The following is a 23,929-nucleotide window of genomic DNA, read 5'->3' on the forward strand; positions in this document are numbered from 1 at the left end:
CGAGTCGAGGCGTGGGGGGAGGCAAGGGGTACACATGAAGCTCAAAGGTTTCAAGTTTTCCGCCGTCGAGGCGGCCATCAAGAAGCCGGGGCGGCTCGACCTCGCCCTGATCTTCTCCGAACTTCCGGCCCAGGTCTCGGCGGTCTTCACCACCAACAAGGTGGTGGCGGCCCCGGTGGTCATCTCCCGCGACCGGGTGAAAAGCGGCAGCTGCCGGGCCCTGCTGGTCAACAGCGGCAACGCCAACGCCTGTACCGGCGAGCAGGGGATGGCCGACGCGCTTTCCTGCGGCCGCAGGACCTCCGAGGCGCTCGGTATCTCCGACGAGGAGCTCCTCATCGCCTCCACCGGCGTCATCGGGCAGCCGCTCCCCATGGATCGCTTCAAGAAAGGGATCCAGCCCCTGGTGGACGGGCTCTCCATGGGGACCCTCGAGCAGGTCTCCGAGGCCATCATGACCACCGACACCTTCCCGAAACTCGAGAGAAGGAGCGGGGAGGCCGGTGGCGTTTCCTACGAGCTGCAGGGGGTGGCCAAGGGGGCCGGCATGATCGAGCCCAACATGGCCACCATGCTCTCCTTCCTGGTCACCGACGCCGCCGTCGATCCCGCCTTCCTGCGTGAGGCCTTCGTCGGCGCGGTGGACGGCTCCTTCAACGCCATCACCGTCGACGGCGACACCTCCACCAACGATACCGCGCTCATCATGGCCAACGGCGCCGCCGGCAACCCGGTCATCAAGGCGGGAACCCCCGAAGCGGCCGCCTTCAAGGCGCTCCTTGACGAGATCCTCCTCTCCCTGGCCAAGCAGATCGTCAAGGACGGGGAGGGGGCGACCAAGTTCGTCCAGATCAGGGTCAAGGGGGCCAAGAGCCAGGCCGAGGCCAAGAAGGCCGCCAAGTCGGTGGCCAACTCGCTGCTGGTCAAGACCGCCTTCTTCGGGCAGGACGCCAACTGGGGGAGGATCATCGCGGCGGTCGGCTACTCCGGCGTGGAGGTCGATCCCAACCGGGTCGGGATCCTCTTCGACGACGTGGTCATGGTCGCCAACGGGGTCTTTAGCGGCGGCGACGCCGAGGCGGCCGGCAGCGAAGTATTGAAGCAGAAGGAATTCAACGTCACCATCGATCTGCGGCTGGGGAGCGGGGAGGCGGTGGTCTATACCAGCGATCTCTCCTACGACTACGTCCGCATCAACGCGGATTACCGGACCTGATATTCAATAGCGTTTTTCCCGCGGAGGCATAATGACTCTCAACAGGTTTTTGGGCACCGTGGCTGCGGCCTTGCTGTTTTCCCTCTCCTTTTGGGCCCCGTCGGAGGCGAGCGACCTCAAGATCACCGAGATGACGGTGACCACCAAGATCGTCAGGGGAAACCCCATCGACTCCGTCTGGCGGATCTCCTCCTCCTCGGTGAAGGCGCTCTACTGCTTCACCCGCATCGTCGCCCCCAAGGGGACCGATACCACCATCAAGCATGTCTGGTACCGGGACGACGAGTCGGTGAGCGAGGACGAGATGCCGGTCAAAGGCTCGCACTGGCGCACCTACAGCAGGATCAGCGTCGAGAAGGGCGAGTCGGGGCAGTGGCGCTGCGAGGCCCAGGACAGCGAAGGAAACGTGATCAAGTCGGTCAGCTTCAAAATGAACTAGCGGAGAACCCAACGAGATTATGCGATCGTTCAGACCACTGCGGGTGGTCCTCCTCCTGACAGCACTGATCCTTTGGACGGTACTGCTCCTTGCCTCCAACGCCTCGGCGGCCCAACCGTCGGCCCGCATCGACGCCCTCGTCCAGGATGCCATCTCCAGGAACCTGATCGCCGGCGGCGTGGTGCTGATCGGCAGCCACGACCGGGTCCTCTTCGAAGGGGCCTACGGCCGGGTATCGCCGCTTCCCCAGGCGCGGCCGATGACCGCCGACACGGTCTTCGACCTGGCCTCCCTCACCAAGGTGATCGCCACCACCCCGGCGGTCCTCAAGCTCGCGGAGGAAGGACGACTATCCCTGCTGGATCCGGTGGTCAAGTGGTTCCCGGAACTGGCCCACCACGGCAAGGATGCCATCCTCATCTTCAACCTCCTCACCCACACCTCGGGTCTCGACGACCTCCCCCTCGCCAACGAAAATGCCCTGAAAAGCGCCATCGATGGTGCCGCCAACCAGCGCCTCAAGGGTGACGTCGGCTACCGCTTCAAGTATGCCGACCTGAACTTCATCCTGCTGGCCGAGCTGGTCCGGCGGGTCACCGGTGAGACGCTCGACGTCTACACGCGGGAGGCCTTCTACCAGCCGCTGGGGATGAACGACACGGCCTTCAATCCCAAAAACCGTGAGCGCTGCTCCGCCACCATCTACGACGACCGGCTCATGCAGGGAGACGCCCAGGATCACCTGTGCCGTCAGCTGGGCGGCGTGGCCGGCCATGCCGGGCTCTTCTCCACCGCCTTCGATCTGGCCAGGTTCTGCCAGATGATGCTCTACGGCGGAACGCTGGATGGCAAGACCGTGCTGGCACGAAGGACGGTGGAGCAGATGACCGCTCCCTACTTCGCCCGGGGAGGGGACGTGGTCCGCGGTCTCGGGTGGGACATCTCCTCGCCGTACTCCGCCCCCCGCGGTGGCTTCTCGCCGGTTTCCTTCGGGCACACCGGCTACTCGGGCTCCTCGGTCTGGATCGATCCGGTCTCCGATACCTTCGTGATCTTTCTCACCGCACGGCTCGACTACAAGAAGGTGCACGAGTTCAACAAGTTGCGGGGTGATCTCTCCACGCTCGCCTCCCGGATCTTCGGTCTTCCACCCCAGGGAGGGAAGTTCGCCGGTTTGCATGATCGGTGATTAATCAGAAAGGGCAAAAACCTTGACACTCGGCGGCCCTTTGTGCTAGTTTTTTTTACCTTTTTTCCTCCCTAAACCGGCCAATGCAGAGACATTTTCAGCCGGCAGGGGATAGTAGCTGGGACATCCATCCGTACCGTAGGGTGGGCACCCCGTGCCCATGCGGCCCTTTGGATCGCTCCGCTCCCACCCGCATCCAGATTACCGTTAGCAGTAGAGGGGGACTAGATGGGCAACAGATTGCTCCTCGCCGATGACAGCATCACCATCCAGAAAGTCGTGGCGATCATCTTTGCCAACGAGGAGTTCGAGCTGACCGTGGTTGACAACGGTAACGCCGCCCTCGAGAAGGCCAAGGAGATCCGGCCCGACCTGATGCTGGTCGACGCCCTGATGCCCGGGAGGAACGGCTACGAGGTCTGTGCGGAAATCCGCCGCGACCCGAAGCTCAACTCGGTGCCGTTGCTGCTTTTGATCGGTGCCTTCGAGCCGCTCGACGAGGAGAAGGCCCGCAGCTGTGGGGCCGACGCCACCATCACCAAGCCGTTCGAGTCCCAGCAACTGATCGACAAGGTCAAGGAACTGCTGGTCCTTGGCAAGACCAGGGCTGCGGCCCCCGCGCCGCAGCCGGCAGCTGCCGCCGTGCCGGAGCCGGCCTTCTCCAACGCCGAAGACGTCTGGGGGGATCTCTCCGACCTCGATACCATGGCTGAGCCCGCTCCCCAGCTTGCGCCCGTGTTCCAGGCTCCCCCGGCCGCTCCCGCCGCACCGGCTGCCCAACCTGCTCCCCAACCGGCCGCGGCCCAGCCGGCACCGGCTTCCTTCGCCGCTCCGGCGGCCCCGGCCGCACCTGCCGCACCGGCTGCCCCTGAGGAGATCATGGAGGCGACCCTGGAGGATGATCTGTGGGGAGCTTTCGAGATGGAGGCTCCCGGCGCCCCTGCCGTTGCCGAGACCTTCGGAGTGGTCGAGGAGGACGTCGAGTACGAGGCCGAGGAGTTCTTCACGTTCGAAGAGGAGGGCGAAGACGTCGAGGAGACCGGACCCGCTCTCGAACTGGTGGAAGAGCCGTACCAGCCTGCCGCCGAGGAGGTCTTTGGCTTCGACGAAGTGGCAGTTGCTGCCGAGCCCGAGGTTGCTGCCGAGGCCGTGATCGAGCCGATGCCGCTTCCTGAGTACGAGCCGTTTTCCCTTGAAGAGGAGAACGTCACCCCGGTTGAGCCGGAACCTGCCCCGTCCTTCTTCGAGCAGCCTGCCTCCGCTGCCACCTTCTTCGAGGAGGCCGCGCTGGAGCCGCAGGCGCCCCCGGTCTTCGAGGCACCGCCCGTCCAGCCGCCGCCTGCCTCCGCTGCCCAAGCGCCGGTTGCCGCGCCTGTTCCCGCCGCTCCCCTGGCCCCGGCCCAGCCGGTCGTGACCGGGATCACCGAGGCGGATATCCAGGCCGCGATCGCCCGCATCTCCCGGGAGGTCATCGAAAGGATCGTCTGGGAAGTGGTCCCCGATCTGGCCGAGGTGCTGATAAAGGAAGAGATCAAGAAACTCAGGGCGGGCGTCAAGGGATAACCACCCCGGCCGCCCGGATCAATCACCCGCACGTACCGCAAGAGGGGATTTCACGATCCCCTTTTTGCATGTTAAACGGCGATATAAAAACTCGTCACCAATAGCCATGTCAATTTGCAGTGAATTACATACGAGGTAGCGTAGAATGGCAAAACGAGAGCTGGAAAAGGTATACGAGCCGCAGAGCGTAGAACAGAGATGGTACCAGGAGTGGGAAGGGAAGGGATACTTCCATGCCACCGTTCCTTCCGACAAACCGGGCTACAGCATCGTCATACCTCCCCCGAACATCACCGGTGTCCTCCACATGGGGCACGCGCTGAACAACACCCTGCAGGACATCCTCTGCCGCTGGAAGCGGATGAGCGGCTACAACGTCCTCTGGATGCCGGGGACCGACCACGCCGGTATCGCCACCCAGAACGTGGTGGAGCGCCAGCTGGCCGCCGAAGGGAAGGACCGCTTCGAGCTCGGGCGCGAAGGGTTCATCGAGCGGGTCTGGAAGTGGAAGGGGGAGTCCGGCGGGCAGATCATCGGCCAGCTCAAAAGGCTCGGCGCCTCCTGCGACTGGGATCGCGAGCGGTTCACCATGGACGCCGGGCTTTCCAAGGCCGTGCGCGAGGTCTTCGTCCGCCTCTACGACGAGGGGCTCATCTACCGCGACAACCGGCTGATCAACTGGTGCCCGCGCTGCCACACCGCGCTTTCCGACATCGAGGTCGAGCACGAGGATAAGGCCGGGAACCTCTGGCACCTCCGCTACCCGGTGGTGGGGAGCGACGAGTACGTGGTGGTGGCCACCACCCGTCCGGAGACCATGCTGGGCGACACCGCGGTGGCCGTCAACCCGGCCGACGACCGCTACAAGCACCTCATCGGGAAGAAGGTGCTCCTGCCGCTCGTGAACCGCGAGATCCCGGTGGTGGCCGACGACTACGTCGACATGGAGTTCGGGACCGGCGTGGTGAAGATCACCCCGGCCCACGACTTCAACGACTTCGAGGTGGGCTTGAGGCACAACCTCGACAAGATCAACGTCTTCGACGAGTCCGGCGTCGTCAACGCCGCCGGCAAGCAGTACGAAGGGATGGACCGTTTCGCCGCCCGCAAGCAGGTGGTGGCCGACCTCGAGGCCGGCGGCCTGCTCGAGAAGATCCAGGACCATGCGCTGTCGGTGGGGGGGTGCTACCGTTGCAAAACGGTCGTCGAGCCGTACCTCTCCCTGCAGTGGTACGTGAAGGTGGGGCCCCTGGCCGAGCGTGCGCTCGCCGCGGTCAAGGAAGGAAAGACCAAGATCGTCCCGCAGCAGTGGGAGAACACCTACTACGACTGGATGGAGAACATCCGCGACTGGTGCATCTCCCGCCAGATCTGGTGGGGGCACCGGATCCCCGCCTGGTTCTGCGACCACTGCGGCCACGTCACCGTCGCCAAGGAGGATCCGGCCTGCTGCTCGAAGTGCGGCTCCGATGAGATCCGCCAGGAGACCGACGTCCTCGATACCTGGTTCTCCTCGGCCCTCTGGCCGTTCTCGACCATGGGATGGCCGGAGAAGACCCCGGAGCTCTCGGCCTTCTACCCGACCTCCACGCTGGTCACCGGCTTCGACATCCTCTTCTTCTGGGTGGCCCGCATGATGATGATGGGGCTTCACTTCATGGACGAGGTCCCCTTCAAGGACGTCTACATCCACGCCCTGGTGCGCGATGCCCAGGGGCAGAAGATGAGCAAGTCCAAGGGGAACGTGATCGATCCCTTGACCGTGATCGACGCCTACGGCACCGACGCCTTCCGCTTCACCCTGGCCGCCTTCGCCGCCCAGGGGCGCGACATCAAGCTCGCCGAGGAGCGCATCGCCGGCTACCGCAACTTCGCCAACAAGATCTGGAACGCCTCCCGCTTCGCCCTCATGAACCTGGAAGGGTTCGACCCGAAGGCGATCGATCCGGCCACGCTGGAGCTCACCAACGCCGACAAGTGGATCCTCTTCCGGCTGAACGAGGCGGCCGCCTCGGTCGACGACGCGCTCACCAACTTCCGCTTCAACGAGGCGGCGAACGAGCTGTACCGCTTCACCTGGAGTGAGTTCTGCGACTGGTACATCGAGCTCGCCAAGGACGACCTCTACAAGGGCGATCCCGCCCGCCAGGCCACCGCCAAGTACGTACTTTGGATGGTGCTGGAGAACCTCCTCCGTCTGCTCCACCCGTTCATGCCGTTCATCACCGAGGAGATCTGGCAGGCCCTTCCGAGGACCTCGGAGGAGGAGAGCGTGATGATCGCGAGCTACCCGACGCCGCGCGAAGAGTGGAAAGCGTTTGCCGCCGCCGCAGGCGAGATGGAGCTGGTGATGGACGTCATCAAGGGGATCAGGAACATCAGGGGCGAAATGGAGGTGGCGCCGAGCAAGCAGATCGCGGCGCTGCTCGACTGCAAGTCCGCCGAGAGCCTCGCCCTCTTGAAGCGCAACGAGGTCTACGTGATGAGCCTCGCCCGTCTCTCCGATCTCGCCATCGGGCAGGGTGTCGAGCGTCCGGCCGAGGCCTCTCTGCAGGTGGCCGGAGACGTGGAGATCATCGTGCCGCTCAAGGGGCTGGTGAACGTCGAGGAGGAGGAGAAGCGTCTCAACAAGGAGATCGCCAAGATCGAGAAGGACATCGAGTTCCTCTCGAAGAAGCTCGAGAACCCGAGCTTCGTGGAGCGCGCCCCCGCCGACGTGGTCGAGAAGGAGCGCGAGAAGGTCACCGAGTTCGCCAACAAGAAGAAGCTCCTCGAAGAGAACCTGGTCAAGATCCAGCGCCTCAAGTAACGCCGCAACTCTACCGTGCGGTGGGCACTCGGTGCCCACCGTATCGGTGGTTCCATCAATCCCCTTGACCAGCCGGTGATGACGGTGCAAAGACCGCGCATGCACAGGGCGCCCCCCTACCGAACGAGCGGCAAGACCACGCTGTTGCGTATTTGGTCTTGCGAAGGCGACGGTTAGTCCTGCGAAAGCGATGGGCAGTCTTGCGAAGGCGATGGTCAGTCCTGCGAAAGCGATGGGCAGTCTTGCGAAGGCGATGGTCAGTCTTGTGAAGGCGATGGCTAGTCTTATGAAGGCCATAGTTGGTCTTGTGAAAGGTACCTAGCGTCTCACCTGCTTTGCCCCTCACCGAAATGTCGACCATCTTCACCTTCACCATCGCAATCGGCAAACCTGAGATTGCCATTGGTGGAGGCCACCGCCCCCATCGCAGGACTAAGTGCCCACCTCAAAGTACCAAAGATCCCCTTGCCCGCACGAAAATGTCGTCTTCGGACGACCAACGATCCCTTTCACGGGACCGAGCACGCCTTTGAATGACCGAAGCGTCTACTTCGCAAGCCCCAAGAAGCCCTTCGTAGGACCAACCATCCCCTTCGTAGGACCAACCATCGCTTTCGCAGGACCAACCATCGCTTTCGCAGGACCAACCATCGCTTTCGCAGGACCAACCATCCTGTTGGCAGGCGGAACCATTCCGACCGCAGGCTTAACGATGCCGTTCGCAGGTCCAGACATCCTCTTCGCAGGACCGAGGATGCCTTTGCCGCGGCCGAGCATCTCCTGCCCAAGACCAGGTATCCCGTCCGTAGGACGATGAGTCCTCTCCCGCGGAACGACAAGCATTTTCTTTGAAACCGACAGCTCTTTCTGTCATACTACGCGAGTTTTCTCATTTGAATGCCAAGAGGTCTTCTTTGCAACTTCCCCTTGCCCTGTTAGCCAGCTCGCAGTTTGCCGTCGGTGCCACTATTGCGTTTGTCCTCGGCGCGGTGGTTGGATCCTTTCTCAACGTTTGCATCTATCGTCTTCCCAACCACGAGTCGGTGGTTTTTCCCCCCTCCCACTGCCCCAACTGCGACTACCAGATCCGCTGGTACGATAACGTTCCCATCGTGAGTTATCTCCTCTTGAGGGGGCGCTGCCGCGGATGCGGGGAGCATATCTCGCTCCAGTACCCGATCGTCGAGTTGCTGAACGGCCTTTTGACGGTGGCTCTTTTCTGGAAGTTCGGGCTGGGGCTGATCTTCGCCATTTTCTTCGTATATACCTGCACGATGGTGGTGCTGACCTTCATAGACCTCGAGCACCAGATCCTTCCCGACATCATTACCCTTCCCGGCATCGTCGCCGGATTCGGCATCTCTTTCCTCTTCCCGGGGTTTGGCTGGCTCAACTCGCTGATCGGCATCCTGGCCGGGGGAGGGAGCCTGCTGCTCATCGCCTTTGGCTACCAGCTGATCACCAAAAAGGATGGCATGGGGGGAGGGGACATCAAGTTGCTGGCCATGATGGGCGCCTTCTTCGGCTGGCAGGGGGTACTCTTCATCATCTTCGTGGCCTCCCTTCTCGGTTCGGTCATCGGCATCAGCGTAATGCTGGCCCAGAAGAAGGATTCCAATCTGGCCATACCCTTCGGCCCGTTCCTGGCCGGGGCGTCGCTCATTTTCGTCTTCTTTGGGAAAAGGATCATCTACTGGTACCTGCACATAGGCAGCTAGTCTGCCGATGGATCGTCTCCGGTGCTGACCAGGCACCGGCACAACGGGCTCAATGAAACCTTTTCGCTTTACCCTCACGTTTCACATCCTTGCCTCTTTGAGTGCCCTTTTGGTGCTCACCTGGATACTTCTCTCCCTTATCTCGTTCAAGACCGCGGAGAACGACCTTTACCTCATGAAAGGGGAGGAGGGTAAGTCCCTGCTCGCCTCGGTAGGCGATCTTCTCCCCCGCCCGTTGACGGCCCCTCCTCCCGGTTCGGCGGCGGACCGCTACCTGGCCCAGCTCACCAAGTGGAAAGGGTACGACGGGCTGCTGGTCGTGCGCGACAACGGAGAGACGGTGCTCTCCATCAAGGATAAGCGCGGCGGGGATCCGCAGCTTTACAGTGTCCTCCAGGGCGGGCGCCCCGGCTTCCAGGTCTCCCGGGACGGGCGCTACGGCCGCTGCTATGCGGCGATCATCGACGGAGGAAAGATCGTCGGGGCCGGCCGGCTTACCTTTTCCCTGGCGACCGAACAGCAGCGGTTGAAGGAGCAGCGCCAACTGCTCCTGACCTATTTCGCGCTCGACTTCCTGTTGTTGCTGCTGTTCGGCAGCTACCTCTTATCACGCAGCGTGGTGGTCCCCATCCGCAGGCTGCTTTCCGCTACCGGCCGGATCGCCGCCGGGGACCTCCAGGGAACGGTCAATGTCCCCGGGAGCTCCGAGGTGGCCGAACTCTCCAGTTCCTTCAACCTGATGGTCATGGCCCTGAGGGAAAAGCAGGAGGAGGTCGAGGAAAAGGTCACCTCCCTCAACCGGGCCAACGCGGAACTGCTGGAGGCCCGCAACGAAACGATTCGCTCCGAAAAGATGGCCTCGGTCGGCCTATTGGCAGCGGGGATGGCCCACGAAATCGGGACTCCCCTTGCCGCTGTGATGGGATACACCGACATCTTGGCGGAGGAGCTCTCAGGCGATGAGGAGAAGTCGGATTACCTGAGGCGGATAGGGGAGGAGGCCAGGAGGATCGACCGCATCGTGCGAGGCCTTCTCGATTTCTCGCGGCCGCGCCCGGCCGTGCACGAAGAGGTTGAGGTCCGGCCGCTTTTTGAGAACATCGTCGAGCTGTTGGAAAACCAGGGGGTGCTCAAGCAGCTCGAGGTGAACGTCGAGGCGGGAGCGGCACTCCCTGCCATCCGGGCCGATCGCCACCAGTTGGAGCAACTGCTCATCAACCTGATCATGAACGCGAGAGACGCCATGCCGCAGGGGGGGACGCTTTCGCTGGTTGGTCGTAACGAGGGGGACGAAGTCCTCATGGAGGTGCGTGACACCGGAGTGGGGATGCCGCCGGAGCATTTGCCGCTGGTATTCGATCCCTTCTTCACCACCAAGGAACCGGGGAAGGGGACCGGGCTCGGGTTGGCCATTGCCGCCCGCATCGCCGAGTCGTGCGGTGGGAGGATCACCGTGCATAGCGAGCTCGGCAAAGGGAGCAGCTTCGTTTTGAGGATACCGGTGAACCAATGGAACACGGATAAATCTTTTCAGAGACATAAAAACTAGAACGCGGATCAAATCTGATTGAGCGGATTTACGCGGATAAATCTTTTAAGAGACAATGTCTTTAACCTTAAGTGTTTTTGCCTGATCCGCCTTTATCCGCGTCATCCGTCTTCCATTGTTTGGGTTCATTATCATCGGAGTACAAGAAATGCCTGATAAGAAGAGAATACTCGTCGTGGATGACGAGGAGAACCTTCGCCATATGCTTCAGGTGATGCTGAAGAAGCAGGGTTACCTGGTCGATACTGCCGCCAACGGGGCCGACGCCCTCGAGAGGCTGCGGGAGACCGCGTACGATTTCACCCTCTGCGATATCAAGATGCCGGTCATGGACGGCCGACGCTTTCTCACCTCCTGCGCTGAGGCGGACCTCGCCGGAACCACGATCATCATGATGTCCGCCTACGGCTCAATCGACGACGCCATCGAATGCATGAAGCTCGGCGCCTACGATTACATCTCCAAACCGTTCAACAGCGACGAGATCTCTCTGGTTTTGAAGAAGGCCGAAGAGCGCGAGCGCCTGAAGGCGGAGAACCGGCGCCTGCGTGAGCAGGTGGAGGCAGGGAAGGGCTTCAACGGCTTGATCAGCCGTAACGACGAGATGGCCGAGGTCTTCCAACTGATTCAAAAGCTGGCCAGCCACAAGACCACCGTCCTCATCGAGGGGGAGTCCGGCACCGGGAAGGAACTGGTGGCGCGTGCCCTGCACTATCATGGCGCCCGCTGCGACGGGCCCTTCGTCGCGGTCAACTGCGGCGCCATTCCCGCCGCTCTTTTGGAAAGTGAACTCTTCGGCCACGTGAAGGGCGCCTTCACCGACGCCTCCCATGACCAGTCCGGACTCTTCGAGCAGGCCGACGGCGGAACCCTCTTCTTGGACGAGATCGCCGAGATGCCGCTTCCTTTGCAGGTCAAACTCCTGCGCGTCCTCCAGGAGGAGGAGATCCGGCGGGTGGGCGCCTCGACCTCTCAGCGGGTGAACGTGCGGGTGGTCTCGGCCACGTCGCGGAACATGGCCGATGAGGTCGCCGAGGGGCGCTTCCGCGAGGACCTCTTTTTCAGGCTGAACGTCTTCACCATCTCCATCCCTCCCCTGAGGGAGCGGATCGAGGACGTGGAGCTGCTGGTCGAGCATTTCCTCAACAAGTACGGTACCGCCATGAACCGGCCCGGCGTCCGTCCCTCCGATGAGGCGCTCCAGGCGCTGAAGCGGTACCAGTGGCCGGGTAACGTGCGGGAGCTCGAGAACTGCATCGAACGCGGCCTCGTGCTTTGCGAGTCAAAGGAGCTGGGTCTTTCCTGTCTCCCCGAAAGCGTCCGCCGCTCGGCCGGCATGGGGCGGCGGACCACCGACTACGTGAGTTCTCTCTCCATCAAGAAAGGTGCCGAGGCACTGGAGCGGGATCTCATTGCGAAGGCCTTGGAGCAGACGGGAGGTAACCGCACCCACGCGGCGAGGCTTTTGGAAATCAGCCACCGCGCGTTGCTGTACAAGCTTAAAGAGTACGGCATGGGGTAGGTCACCACTTTTTGCGTAACGCGTCACCTGTTGTGAAAAGATTTCATAGTAATATTTCCTCCCGCTGTGGTACCCTTTTGCCACAACTATCTGTTTCTACGATCATTACCCCTCGATAAAACTCGGAGTTTTAGGTGGCATAGAAGTTGCTGCCAAACTGACAGCCCGAAAAACGGCACCTTTATGCCGTAAGGAGAACGCATCACATGTTGTTTCGGTTTCGTCTCGTCATTTTAGCCGCCCTCGCTCTTGTCGCCCTCGCTTCCCCGTCCTTTGCCATGTCGCAAGGATGCAGTGGAGATTGCGCATCCTGCCATTCCATTACCCTCGACGAGGCCAAAGGGGTCATGAAGGGGATCGCCACGGTCAAGGAAGTCAAGCCTTCCGCCGTAAGGGGTCTCTATGAACTGACCCTGGAGAAGGACGGTACCACCGGCGTTGCCTACCTCGACTACTCCAAGAAATACCTGATTGGCGGGCAGATCTATGACATCGCAGCCCGCCAGCTCGTCAGCGGAGCTCCCCCGGCCAAGAAACCGGCGGAGCACCTCGATCCCTCCACGCTGACTACCGACCATACCGTCATCCTGGGAAATCCCAAAGGGTCCAAGAAGCTCTTCGTCTTCACCGATCCCGAGTGCCCCTTCTGCTCCAAGATGCACGAGGAGCTCAAGAAGCTGGTGACGATAGAGCCGGACCTCACCATCTATATCAAGCTCCTCCCGCTCAAGATCCATCCGCACGCCTACGACAAGGCGAGGCTGATTATCGCGAAGAGATCCCTGAAGCTCCTCGAGCTGTCCTATGCCGGCAAGAGCCTGCCCACCCCCGGCGCCCATGAGGGAAAGGCCGCGGTGGATGAGAACATCCGCTATGCCGAATCGGTTGGCATCTTCGCCACCCCGACCCTGGTATTCGCCGACGGTCGCGTGAAGCCCGGCGTTTTGGACGCCAAGAGCATCAAGGCCCTGTTGCAGTAAGTCGACCCCCTGTTGCCAACTCCCCTCCCCTTCAAGGGAGGAACTGGGTGAGGATGGGATGGGGAGTTTGATTCGTACACAAGGCGCCGGCGGCGCCTGAGGAGGCAGTGTTGAAGTATCTGGTGGGCCTGATGGCTCTTTTGCTGTTTTCAGCTTCGGTCACCCTGGCGGGAGCCGAGACCCTCGCAGTGAGCGAGGCGAATACTCTTCTGTCCGGGCTTGGCGTGAGCGTCAAGGAAGTTCACGATGCTCCGGTCTCCGGCATGTGGGAGCTCATCCTGGAAAAGGGTGGAGAGCGCTCGGTGGCCTACCTCGATCACGCGAAGAAGCACCTGATGCCGGGACCGGTTTTCGATCTCACCACGAGATCGCTCGTGGGGGCGCAGGTCAGGCGGCCCCCCTTGAGCCCGACCAAGGTCGATGTCTCGTCGCTTCCCAAGGAAGATTCCATCGTCCTCGGCAACCCGGCAGGTGCGAAAAAGATGTTCGTCTTCACCGACCCAGATTGCCCCTACTGCAAGCAGTTGCACTGGGAATTGGTCAAGCTGGTCGGGATGGAGCCGGACCTCGCCATCTACGTAAAGATGTTCCCGCTCAAGATGCACCCGAAGGCGTACGACAAGGCGCGGGTGATCCTGGCCAAGAACTCCCCGAAGCTGCTCGACAAGGCTTTTGCCGGCGAAGCGATCCCGGCCCCCGGGGCGAACGATCCGAGCGCTCCGGTGGACGCTTCGCTTGAATTGGGCGAGAAGCTCGGCGTAAGCGGGACCCCGACCATGGTGCTCCCCGACGGGCGGGTGCTGACCGGGGTAAAGAGCGCGGTAGAGTTGAAGAAACTAATTTCCCTGTAGCTTTCACGAGTGGGTTGGATTGCTGAAGTCAAGGCGAGGACTGATATGAAGAATACGATAAGGTTGCTGGTAACGATGGTTCTGGTGGCGGTTGCCCTGGGCATTCTTGGAACCGCACCGGCTGAGGCGACAACCTACAACTTTACCTATTCCATAGATCCCGGAAGCGATTACGGTTCAAGCCAGATCGCTGGTACCGCCAGCTACTCGGGTAATCACACCGCGTCCGTCAACGTGGTCATTGCCAAGGGGTACGCAATTTACGACATAAAGTTGAACGGGACCTCCATGTTCAACAGTACGAAAATCACCAACAACAGCGACGGTTCTTCCTCCTATACCGATGCCTACACGGCTTCGGTCACCGACAACACCGTCGTCGCCTACATCAAGCCCACCACCGTGACGGTCAATGCCGTTGTGGCATCGGGGGCGCCGTCCGGGGCGGGAATCTCTCCCACCTCCAAGACCATCAACTACAACACGACCACCACCTTTACCGTCAACCCGATCACCAATTACATTGTTTCCTTCTCGGGGTCGTACGGCTGTGGAAGCGGCACCTTCGCCTCCAACACCTACACTACCGGCAACATCACCGGCACCTGTACCGTCACCGCGACCTACGTCAGGGTCTATACCATCTCCGCCCAGACGGACGGTTCGTCGGGGAGCTCCGTCAGCCCGACGTCGGTGCAGATTCCAACTACCGGCTCCCAGACCTTCACCGCCTCGACCACAAATGCCTGCTACACCTTCAACAACTTCACCGAAGGGGGCAACGTCCTGACCACCGGCGGCAACTACACGGTCAGCGGTAACTCGGTCACGGTCGCCAACCCCACCTCCGACCACACCGTTCAGGCCAACTTTTCCCAGAACCACTACGCGGTCACTGAGAACACCTCCGCGGGGACCAGCGGCTGCTCCGCGACCTTCAACAATACCCCGGCCTCCTTCTCCTCCATCGCCTGCGGGACCAGCGGCACCTTCACGGTCACCCCTTCCACCGGGTGCCAGGTGAACTCTGTTACCCAGAGTACCGGCTGCGGGCTGACCGGCCCCACGGGCGGGGCCTACAGCGTTACGCCGACCCAGAACTGCACGGTGACCGCCAACCTCGGGGTGCAGACCTTCACGGTCAGCTCCGCCCTCGGGGCCGGGGCTCCCACCGGAGCGAGCATCTCGGCGACTAAGACCAACGTGGCCTACAACTCGACCGTTTCGTTCACCTCCCCGGTGGTGTCCGGTTACACGGTAACCTTTACCGGGACCGCCGGCGGGTGCGACGCCGGCACCACCTCCGGACCGACCAGCGGCAACTACACTTACACGACCGGGAAAATTACCGGGGCCTGTACGGTGACAGCCTTATACTCCCACGGTACCAACACGGTTACCATCAACCAGGTCGGCGGGACCGGCACCGTCACCTGCTGCGGCTCTGGGTGCACGAACACCTGGCCGGACAGCGGGATCGCCTCCTACACCATCACCCCTCCCAACGGGCAGGTGCTTTCCTCCGTCTCCCTTTCCCCCGGTACGTTTACGACCAACAACAGCTCGTCGACCGGGGCCGCCTGCGGGGCGATCACCTTCCCGATGAACTCCGCGAACCAGACGCTGACGGTGAACTGGGGACATGGTACCACGGTCACCCAGACCACCTACACCAACGGCGTCGCCGATAACCCAGCCGGTTCCGGCGGGGGGACCATTTCCGCCTGCCCGGCCGGAAGCAGCAGCGACACCTGGCCGGATAACGCCACCGCCCAATATGCCATCACCCCCGCCAGCGGCTATGCGCTCACCACCGTCTCGGCAGGTCCGACCGGCGGCCCGTACACCTCGATGCTGAACCCGTCAGCAGGCGGCTACACCTGCGCCAGTCCGTACACCTTCAGCGTGGGGACGAGCGCCCAGTCGCTGACCGCCTACTTCGCCTCCGCGCTGACCGTCACCCCCAGGATATGGACCAACGGCGTGTTCACCCCCACGGGGGGGACGGTGACCAGCTGCAACGGCTCGAATACCTGGGGGCAGAATACCACCGCCTCCTACGCCGTCACCCCGGCTTCCGGCTATACGGTCCAGTGGCTGGGGGTCAATCCCTCCACAAGCTACACTCCCCTCAACCCTGGTGGGTATTCCTGCACAGGTGTTTCCTACCAATTCCCGATGGGGAGCAGCAACCAGACCTTGGTGGTCAGCTTCATACCGGCTAACAGCGTGCGGATCGTCGGCTCCACGGTGGGGGGGGGCGACATCACCGTAGGCGCCTACAACGGCCAGAGTATCGTGTCGACCAGCTTCAACGCCGGGTTTAACACCTCACAGACCTTCTATTTCATCCCACCCTCCGGAAAGGGGATCAGTTCGGTTTCATTCGACGGCAATGTTGTCACCGGAAGCGTGGCCTGCCCCAACGGCGACTTCACCGTCAGCGGTAACTCCAACACCAACGCCTGCACCTACACGGTTCCCAATGTCGGGACCACCGGGCACACCCTTTCGGTCACCTACGACACCGTCTATCAAGTAACCGTCAATACCTCCACGAGCGGGTGCAACCAGAGTTCGGGGGGCGGGTTCATCGGCACCTCCGCTCCCGGGGTGACCCAGCAGGTGATCAACGTGGTCAACGGAAAGCCGGTCTCCTTCACCGTTTCACCCAACTCAGGCTTCGTGGTCAACGGGCTCGACTTCGGCGGGGTGGCCGAAATATCCACTCCGCAGTTCACGAGCTACACCTTCACCAGTCCTCCGATCCGCGCGAACGTGACGGCGATGGCCACCTTCACCCCGTTCTACACGATCTCGTCCCAGATCGTCAGCGCTACCGGGACCACGGCCACCGGCACGGTCACTCCGCCGACCGCACAGGTGGTTTGCGGCAACAGCAGCCCGACCTTCACCTTCACTCCGACCGCTCCCGCTTCCATAAGCGACGTCTCGGTCACCGTCGGAAGCAACGGCGCGCAGTCCCAGGGGGTGATAAGCAGCTATACGTTCTCCAACGTGACGTCGAATGCGTCGGTGACGGTTACCTTCACCCAGGAGGTTTTCCAGCTCAGCAACTACTCGATCATTCCCCCCTTCGTCCAGTCGCCGGTGCTCCCCAACCTGCTGCTGATGATCGACAACTCCGCCAGCCAGTACGATCTCCAGTACGACTCGACCGGGCAGTGCTACGACAACAACGCCTACAACGACACGGTGACCTATTACGGATATTTCTCCAAGGACACCTACTACAGCTACAACACGGCCAGCGGCCGGTTCGAGGCCATTCCTGCCGGCGATACCATGCCGTCGAGCTGCACGTTCAGGACCCCCTTCTTCTGCGTACAGATGTCCGGCGGGGCAGGGGCCACTCCGGTCAGCCAGGGCGGGACCAGGACCATCGCCTCGGTCACCCTTGGCGACGGGACAGTGGTCAACGGATTCATCGCCCGGGGTAATTTCGTCAACTACCTGGTAACCTCCAAGTTCGACCTCCAGAAGATGATCCTCACCGGGGGCAAGTTCGACGTCCCCTCCAACAGCCTGGTGGCGGAATCGCGCGGCTGCATGGGCAAGCGCTTCGTGAAGGTCCTCTCCAGCACCCAGGGGCAAAACACTCTCGAGTCGGTGGCCAACATCACCTTCGTTGTCCGCGGCCCCAACGCCTCCGATCCCGACTACGTCAACCCGGTCGTGCAAAACGGAACCAGCCGGATCGATATCTACGACGGCGCTTACAACATCACCGCCTGCACGTCGGCCTTCACCAACTCGAGCTCGGTTGACACCTGTCTTGCCGCTCCGGTGGGTGGGACCAACCTCAAGGCCAACTCGGTCATCCATGCCCTGCATGTCTGTATCAAGGGGTCCGGTAACGGCAACATGAACTCCCTCGAGATGGACTGCAATAGCGACTGGACCACCAACTACGGCTCCAACCCCTCCATCGCCTCCACGCTGATTGTCAACGACCAGGGAGGGGATGCCATCTGCTCCTCGGTCATCAAACATCCGCTCATCAACGGCAGGGATACCGGTTACCTCGGATTCTGCTGCAACCCCGGGGTGACCGACTGCTCCAAGTCAAGGAACTGGGATGCCACCTGCGAGGCCAACCAGATGGCTGACTTCTGCGGACAGATGCAGAGCCAGCAGGTTGTCGACCCGAGCGGGACCACCTCGACCACCGGCTCCAACTATCTTCCCTCCTTCGTCATCGATGCCGGCGTCGACGCCCTTGGCCCGGCGGTCGCCGATTATCTCGCCAAGGCTTACCAGCAGCAGGCGCCCACCGGCCTCATCCAGGAGTTCCAGAACTACATCGGCTTCGGTGTACTCGCGTTCAACTACGACGGGGCCGGAAGCGAGTGTAACGACGGGGTCACCAACACCTCGAGTCCCATCCCCTGCACCAAGGTCTGCTCCGACACCGGCAAGGCCTGCTACATCAACTCGGACTGCGCCTCCAACTCCTGCAACGTGATCGTGAAGACCGACGGCGGGAAGATCCCCGCAGGGGGCTACATCGGCGACCCGATAGGCGACCATTCCACCGGTCTTATCAACGTGATCGACAACCTCCAGGGGACTTCCTGGACTCCGTTTGCGGAGACCTTCTACGAGGGGCTCGCCTACCTGATCAACAGCACCAACACCTCGCTGGCCGACACCAAGCCGACCCGGCTCCAGACCAACGACTTCGACGCCACCAGGCAGCCGCCGTCCGCGAGCTGCTACCTCAACAACGTCCTGATCATCACTGACGGTGCTTCCACCGCCGACCAGAACGCACACGTGAACACCCTGGCCACCAACAGTACGCTCAACCCGACCGGCTCGAGGTACGCGAGCTTCTGTTCCAACTTCAAGGGGAGCACCAACGTGGCCGCCCTGGCCTCCATGGCCTACAACCGCAACATCTGGGATCTCACCAAGGCTGCCGACCACAGCATCAACAACGAGTACGTCACCACCTACGTCACCTACAGCGGGCCCGACTCGACCTCGACCAGCGCCTGCGATCCGAAAAACCTGATGTTGAACACGGCCAACTATGGCAGCGGCGGAAAGATCCCGATGTACTGGGCGTCTGATTATCCGTCGATGGTCTCCAACATGCGCGACGCCTTCAAGAAGATCGCGACCTCGTCGGCCTCCGGTACCGCGGCCTCCATCCTCAACAACAGCCAGGGTAGCGGGGCGAACCTCTTGCAGGCGGTGTTCTTCCCGAAGAAGATCTATACCTGGAAAGACAGTAACAATCAGGAACAGCAGGACGTGGCCTCCTGGATCGGCGAGTTGCAGAACCTCTGGTTCTACGTGGACCCGTACCTGGGGAACAGTACGGTCAGGGAAGACACCAACCAAGACTACAAGCTCTCGCTCACCCAGGACTACGTGGTGAACTTCGGGTACACCCAGAACCAGGCGACGGTAACGCTGCTGCAAGACGTCCTCGGCAACGGCTCAAGCCTCCTGACCCAGTCGAGCAACGCATCGCTCGACACCCTGAACAGCCTCTGGAAAGCCGGACGCAAGCTGTGGGACCGGAACCTGACCACGGACCCCCGCCAGATCTTTACCTTGATCGGCACGGCAAACACCGATGGCGTCGTGGTAGGCAGCGGAGTCGATTCGGTCAACGGCAAGGCATTCTCCAGGTTCATCAGCGGCGGCACCTTCACCAACGACGCCACCGTCCAAAAGTATCTGCAGGTGTCGTCGCAGGGGGACGCCAACACCCTCGTGGACTACATCTCCGGTATCGACCAGACCAACTACCGCAGCCGCAAAGTGACCATCCCCGGTTGCCTCTGGACCGATGCGGAAGGGTGCAAGCGTGAATGGAAGCTCGGGGACATCGTGAGCTCCACCCCGAAACTCGACTCCAACCTCGCGCTCAACACCTACGCCGCCTCCTGGCCCCAGGGGTTCAACGACTCATCGTACGCGCTATTTACCGGGTCCCAGAACTATCTCAACCGCGGGATGGTCTTCGTGGGGGGCAACGACGGGATGCTCCACGCCTTCCGGCTGGGGGTACTCGACGTCTCCAACCAGTTCACCGCGACCGGTGCGATCGACAACGACAAGAAGGCGCGGATGCTGTACAACGGGTCGCTGGCGACCTACCCCTCCGGCGGCAGCCTCGGGAGCGACCTCGGCCGTGAGGAGTGGGCCTACATCCCGATGAACGCCCTGCCGTACCTGAGGTACCTGGGTGATCCCAACTACATCCATATTTACTACGTCGACAACACGGTAAGCCTCTTCGACGCGAGCATCGGTGTATCCAGCACCAGCAGTTCGACCTGCAGCTCGACCAACTACGAGCAGTGCCAGAAGATGACCACCCTGGATGGCTCGGGGAACCTGGACATGGACAAGACGAGCTGGCGGACCGTCCTCATCGGCGGTATGGGGCTTGGGGGCGCTTCGCGTGACCAGACCGCCACCTGCACCGACAACGTCGCCACCGGCACCTGCGTCAAGACCCCGGTCTCCGGGATCGGCTACTCCTCCTACTTCGCTCTCGATGTCACCAACCCCGCCATACCGCCGGGGAGCAGCGACCCCGGGGCCGTCAAACCTCTCTGGGAGTTCAATGCCGGCGGGGAGCTCGGCTACTCGCTCACCGGGCCGGCGGTGGTCAGGATCGGCGTTGCGGGAGACACCCGGGCGACCAAGAATGGGAAGTGGTTCGCCGTCTTTGGCTCCGGCCCCACCGGTCCGATCGAATCGACCACCCACACCTTCTATGGCAAGTCCGACCAGAACCTTACCCTCTTCGTGGTGGATATCGGGACCGGGCAACTGGCGGGCAAGATCGTCACCAATGTTCCGTATGCCTTCGCGGGGACGCTGACCACCGCCGTCATCGATACCGACCGTAACTACAGCGACGATGCCTTCTATGTCGGCTACGTCCAGGCCGATAGCACCCAGACCAACTGGAACAAGGGTGGGGTGCTGCGCGTTTTGACCCACCAGGACCCCAACCCCAGCCACTGGACGGTCAGCGACCTGGTCACCGGGATCGGGCCGGTGACCACCTCGGTGACCAAGCTGCAGGATACCGCCGCGCGCTGGGGTGCCAACGGTACCGGCGCGGTCGGTAAGCTCTGGCTGTACTTCGGGTCCGGCCGTTTCTTCTACAAGAACGACATGGCCTCGGTGTCGGAGCCGTTCAGGATCTACGGGGTGACCGATCCCTGCTACTCCGCGCACACGGCGGGCCCCGACTTCACCCCGACCGGGCCGTCCAACGCCTTCCTTTCGACCTGCACCGCCTCGGTCGACCTCTCGACCTTGCAGAACCAGACCGGGGACGCGTCGACGGCTCCGGCCTCCACGCTGGGATCGACCAAGACTGGGTGGTACGTCAACCTGGCCACCACCGAGAACGTGGTGCAGAACAACTCGACCATCACCTACAACGCGGAGAGGGTCATCACCAACCCGAACGCGAACACCAACGGAACGGTCTTCTTCAGTACCCTGATGCCGACTGCCGATCCGTGCGGGGTGGGAGGCCAGACCTACATCTGGGCCTTTAAGTACGACACGGGCGCCCAGCCGCTGGCGGCCACCATGAAGGGGAGCATCCTCTTGCAGGTCTCCACCGGGGACCTTAAGCAGATCCAGCTCGCCACCGCGTTCCAGAACCCGACCAACCAGGGGTACAACATGCGCAGGCTGGCCAGCCCGATCTCGGGCGTCCCGCCGACCGGCTCCGGCATGGTCGGTATGAACCGCCCCGGGCCGACCAAAAAACTGTTGCACATGCAGGAGAAGTGATGTTTCTTATGAGATCGCCCAGAGTTCTCCATCGCAGCGACGGCTTCACGCTCTTGGAACTGGTGATTGTCATCACCATCGCCGGCATCCTTTTGGCGATCGTCACCATGAACTTCAACAGCATGAACAAGAAGTACCAGATCGAGTCGCAGGTGAAACAGATGCAGGCGGACGTGGATAACATCCGCATCAAGGCGGTGACCACCAAGAAGAGATACACGGTCACCGTCAACCCCACCGGCTATGCCTTCAGGTGCTACAGCTCCGACGCCGACCTGGTGGGGGTCGTCCAGGAGAGCAAGACCGTGAAGTTCCCCATGCAGCAGTACCTCTCCGGCGGTTCGGGATCGTACAACGCGCTGAGCGACTACGTGCTCAGCATCGACCAGCGGGGCTGCATGAGCTGCCTGGCATCGCCTTCGCCTTTCTATCTCGCGGTGTCGCCGGACGTGAACGGTCCCTCGGTCAACGTGGTCGCCGTCCAGGCCGCCAAGACTAATATCGGGGTAATCCAGGGAGGGACCTGTGTCCTCAAGTGAAAAAGGGTTCACCATGATCGAGCTGCTGGTCGCGGTCCTCATCCTTTCCGTGGGGCTCCTCGGCCTGTTCCAGTCGGTGTACGTGGCCATCGGCAACGGCATGAAGGATAACCTCCGGGCCGAGGGGATGACCTTCGGCGATGAGCTGATGGCCCACGAGGTGAACCAGCCATTCACGAACATCTCTGTCAGCCAGACCCAGCCCTGGAGCCGGAGCGGTAGCCAGTCCCGCTCTATCAACAACGGGATGGCGCAGGCCACCTATTCCTTTGTACGCACCCATGTCTACGTATCCCCCAGTTCCACCGATCTCCAAATCCAGGTCAGTTGGTGGTACAAAGGGGCACAATACAGCCAGAACCTGGCCACCATGGTGAGCAAATGATGGGAAACCGGAGCCAGCTGTTGAAAACGAGGTTTTTGCGGATGAGGCTTAGCTCGGAAAAGGGCTTTTCGCTGATCGAGATGGTGATGACCATGGCCATCTTCTCGGTGGTCATCATGATCGTGGGGAACTCCTTCGCCACCTTGCTGAAGTTCTCTTCCAAGTTGATGAAGAGCGAGGAGAGCAACATTTCGGGGATCGTCGGGCTGGAGATGATGCGGCACGATCTCTCGGCGGCCGGGTTCGGCCTACCCACTTCCTACAACATCAGCGGAACCCCGATCTATACGGAGGTTGACGGCGCCCACGCCCTCGCCGCCGCCCTCAACGACAGCGCAACGGCAAGCAAGATCCCCCGCGCGCTGGTGGGGACCGCCAACGCCGGGATCGCCACCGATCTGGGCAGCGACAATGTCAGTTACCAGACCCTTGGCAACAGCGACTACCTCGCCCTCAAGGGGACCTCCCTCGGTACCCAACCGGCAGCGCAGAACTGGTCGTATCTCAACTACACCTCGGCTCCGCCCAAAGCCCCCAAGATGTGGCCCACGGTCGGAAGCAACCTCAACGCCGGCGACGCTGTCATCGCACTGGACCGTTCGATCAGCTCGACCACGGGGGGCTACGACCTCCTGAAGGATTCCACCGGAAAGTTCTGGACCACCTATTCCCCCAGCGGTCTTTCGGCTTCCTTCAGCCCGATGACCCCCCAGGACGTCGTCTATATCTACGGTCTGGCCGGCGGCGGCACCATCCCCCGCATGCCTTTCAACCGGGTCGACTACGTGGTGGCGACTCCGACCACCGCCGGCAAGCTTCCCGCCTACTGCGCCCCCAATACCGGTATCCTCTACCGTGGCCTGGTGCGGCACGATCCGCAGGGGGGGAATCTGGAATACCAGCCGGTCCTCGACTGCGTGGCGGCCATGCGGGTGGTGCTCGGCTGGAACATGCTCGATTCCTCGGGAACGGTGGTGACCGATCCTACCAAGACCGGTTCCGGCATGGTAGACACCTGGACGAACCTGGCGGGGAGCAACATCAGCAGCTCCGGCTCGACGGCCCCCACCTCCCTCCAGATGCAGGCCGCGGTCGGCGACCCGGCGCAGATCCGGACCAAGCTCAAGGTGATAAAGGTCTACATCCTCGCCCAGGACGGCAACAAGGACCAGGGCTACACCAGTCCCTCGACCCCCATCAACCTTTACTCAAGCGAGGAGGGGGCTACGCCGCTTGGTTCGGCGCTGGCGACCTATACGCTCCCCCCCGAGATGATTCATTACCGCTGGAAGGTTTACAAGCTTGTCGTCCGTCCGAAGAACCTGGTCTCCAACCAGTAAACCCTTTCGATACGTCCGTGGTCTTGCAA

14 protein-coding genes are annotated in these 23,929 nt (G+C 61.8%); all 14 read left to right on the top strand.

Going from position 1 to position 23,929, the window contains the following annotated elements; translation table 11 throughout:
- Positions 1-34: 34 nt before the first annotated feature.
- Positions 35-1,216: a bifunctional ornithine acetyltransferase/N-acetylglutamate synthase gene (gene argJ, locus ACYVL5_RS10885; protein WP_460595596.1), complete on the top strand. Its 1,182-nt coding sequence runs from the start codon at positions 35-37 to the stop codon at positions 1,214-1,216.
- Between the two features lie 31 nt (positions 1,217-1,247).
- Positions 1,248-1,655 (top strand): DUF2914 domain-containing protein, encoded by a 408-nt coding sequence (locus tag ACYVL5_RS10890; RefSeq protein WP_460595597.1) that lies wholly within the window; start codon positions 1,248-1,250, stop codon positions 1,653-1,655.
- A 19-nt stretch (positions 1,656-1,674) separates the two neighbouring features.
- A complete protein-coding gene (locus ACYVL5_RS10895; RefSeq protein ID WP_460595598.1) occupies positions 1,675-2,844 on the top strand; it encodes a serine hydrolase domain-containing protein in 1,170 nt (389 codons plus the stop codon).
- Positions 2,845-3,072: 228 nt separating this feature from the next.
- Positions 3,073-4,407, top strand: coding sequence for a response regulator (locus tag ACYVL5_RS10900; protein ID WP_460595599.1), 1,335 nt, complete (start codon positions 3,073-3,075; stop codon positions 4,405-4,407).
- Positions 4,408-4,552: 145 nt separating this feature from the next.
- Positions 4,553-7,216, top strand: coding sequence for a valine--tRNA ligase (locus ACYVL5_RS10905; RefSeq protein ID WP_460595600.1), 2,664 nt, complete (start codon positions 4,553-4,555; stop codon positions 7,214-7,216).
- Positions 7,217-8,130: 914 nt separating this feature from the next.
- A complete protein-coding gene (locus ACYVL5_RS10910; protein ID WP_460595601.1) occupies positions 8,131-8,934 on the top strand; it encodes a prepilin peptidase in 804 nt (267 codons plus the stop codon).
- 112 nt (positions 8,935-9,046) lie between these two features.
- Entirely contained in the window at positions 9,047-10,483 is a 1,437-nt protein-coding gene (locus ACYVL5_RS10915) for a sensor histidine kinase (protein WP_460595602.1), read from the top strand.
- A 148-nt stretch (positions 10,484-10,631) separates the two neighbouring features.
- Entirely contained in the window at positions 10,632-12,005 is a 1,374-nt protein-coding gene (locus ACYVL5_RS10920; RefSeq protein WP_460595603.1) for a sigma-54-dependent transcriptional regulator, read from the top strand.
- A gap of 206 nt (positions 12,006-12,211) precedes the next feature.
- Positions 12,212-12,985, top strand: coding sequence for a DsbC family protein (locus ACYVL5_RS10925; RefSeq protein WP_460595604.1), 774 nt, complete (start codon positions 12,212-12,214; stop codon positions 12,983-12,985).
- Between the two features lie 110 nt (positions 12,986-13,095).
- Positions 13,096-13,836, top strand: coding sequence for a DsbC family protein (locus ACYVL5_RS10930; RefSeq protein ID WP_460595605.1), 741 nt, complete (start codon positions 13,096-13,098; stop codon positions 13,834-13,836).
- A 45-nt stretch (positions 13,837-13,881) separates the two neighbouring features.
- On the top strand, positions 13,882-21,636 hold the full coding sequence (locus tag ACYVL5_RS10935; protein WP_460595606.1) for a hypothetical protein: 7,755 nt from the start codon (positions 13,882-13,884) through the stop codon (positions 21,634-21,636).
- Between the two features lie 8 nt (positions 21,637-21,644).
- A complete protein-coding gene (locus tag ACYVL5_RS10940) occupies positions 21,645-22,175 on the top strand; it encodes a prepilin-type N-terminal cleavage/methylation domain-containing protein (protein ID WP_460595607.1) in 531 nt (176 codons plus the stop codon).
- Positions 22,162-22,560 (top strand): type IV pilus modification PilV family protein, encoded by a 399-nt coding sequence (locus tag ACYVL5_RS10945; protein WP_460595608.1) that lies wholly within the window; start codon positions 22,162-22,164, stop codon positions 22,558-22,560. The genes ACYVL5_RS10940 and ACYVL5_RS10945 overlap by 14 nt, the downstream gene beginning before the upstream one ends.
- Before the next feature lie 41 nt (positions 22,561-22,601).
- A complete protein-coding gene (locus ACYVL5_RS10950) occupies positions 22,602-23,900 on the top strand; it encodes a PilW family protein (RefSeq protein WP_460595609.1) in 1,299 nt (432 codons plus the stop codon).
- Positions 23,901-23,929: the final 29 nt, after the last annotated feature.

Source organism: Geomonas sp. Red276, from assembly GCF_054784495.1.

What these genes read in the sequence shown, in the direction of transcription:
- argJ (WP_460595596.1), top strand. Translation starts at nt 35, where the DNA reads ATGAAGCTCAAAGGTTTCAAGTTTTCCGCCGTCGAGGCGGCCATCAAG.
- ACYVL5_RS10890 (WP_460595597.1), top strand. Translation starts at nt 1,248, where the DNA reads ATGACTCTCAACAGGTTTTTGGGCACCGTGGCTGCGGCCTTGCTGTTT.
- ACYVL5_RS10895 (WP_460595598.1), top strand. Translation starts at nt 1,675, where the DNA reads ATGCGATCGTTCAGACCACTGCGGGTGGTCCTCCTCCTGACAGCACTG.
- ACYVL5_RS10900 (WP_460595599.1), top strand. Translation starts at nt 3,073, where the DNA reads ATGGGCAACAGATTGCTCCTCGCCGATGACAGCATCACCATCCAGAAA.
- ACYVL5_RS10905 (WP_460595600.1), top strand. Translation starts at nt 4,553, where the DNA reads ATGGCAAAACGAGAGCTGGAAAAGGTATACGAGCCGCAGAGCGTAGAA.
- ACYVL5_RS10920 (WP_460595603.1), top strand. Translation starts at nt 10,632, where the DNA reads ATGCCTGATAAGAAGAGAATACTCGTCGTGGATGACGAGGAGAACCTT.
- ACYVL5_RS10925 (WP_460595604.1), top strand. Translation starts at nt 12,212, where the DNA reads ATGTTGTTTCGGTTTCGTCTCGTCATTTTAGCCGCCCTCGCTCTTGTC.
- ACYVL5_RS10935 (WP_460595606.1), top strand. Translation starts at nt 13,882, where the DNA reads ATGAAGAATACGATAAGGTTGCTGGTAACGATGGTTCTGGTGGCGGTT.
- ACYVL5_RS10940 (WP_460595607.1), top strand. Translation starts at nt 21,645, where the DNA reads ATGAGATCGCCCAGAGTTCTCCATCGCAGCGACGGCTTCACGCTCTTG.
- ACYVL5_RS10950 (WP_460595609.1), top strand. Translation starts at nt 22,602, where the DNA reads ATGAGGCTTAGCTCGGAAAAGGGCTTTTCGCTGATCGAGATGGTGATG.